1 protein-coding gene is annotated in these 644 nt (G+C 71.0%); it reads right to left on the bottom strand.

What is annotated here, in order from left to right; translation table 11 throughout:
- Window positions 1–23 precede the first annotated feature (23 nt).
- On the bottom strand, window positions 24–644 hold a 621-nt coding region (locus ACFHWU_RS29285), incomplete at its 5' end, for a transposase (protein ID WP_416592323.1).

Below are 644 nucleotides of genomic sequence, written 5' to 3'. Positions count from 1 at the left end.
GGGGGGTGTCCCTATGGGTTGTGTCAAGCGGCGAGGCGGGGTTCGTCCGCCGGTTTGGGCTGGTATGGGCGTTGGGTGCGGAGCATGGCGTGGAGGACGTCGACGCGGCGGCGGGCGAGGCAGATGAGGGCGGCGTTGTGCTTCTTGCCCTCAGCGCGTTTGCGGTCGTAGTAGGCGCGGCTGAGTGGGTCGGCGAGCGCGGCGAACGCGGACAGGAAGAACGCGCGTTTCAGCTGCTTGTTGCCGCCCTTGGGTGGGTGTTCACCCCGGATGCTGGTGCCGGAGCGGCGGGTGACCGGGGCCAGGCCGGCGTAGGCGGCCAGGTGGCCGGGGGTAGGGAACGAGGTGCCGTCGCCGACTTCGAGCAGGATGCGGGCCGCGGTCCTGACGCCGATGCCGGGCATCGAGGTCAGGACCGGGGCAAGAGGGTGCGCATCAAGCATCCCTTCGACCTGTTCGGCGACCTGGTCGCGTTGGCGCAGCAGGTCACGCAGGCTGTCGGCGAGTCGGGGAAGGACGGTCTCGGCGGCGGTGGTGCCGGGGACCACGACGGTCTGCGCGTCGAGCGCGGTGAGGATCTGGTCGACCAGGCGGGCGCCCATGCGTGGCGCGCGGGCCTTGACGATCTCGGTGAGTTTCGCCCG

It is taken from the genome of Micromonospora sp. LOL_015, assembly GCF_048060275.1.
In the GTDB taxonomy this organism is placed as follows: Bacteria; Actinomycetota; Actinomycetes; order Mycobacteriales; family Micromonosporaceae; genus Micromonospora_E.
Note: the sequence above shows the minus strand (reverse complement) of the source record. Positions and strands in the feature narration are given on the sequence as shown.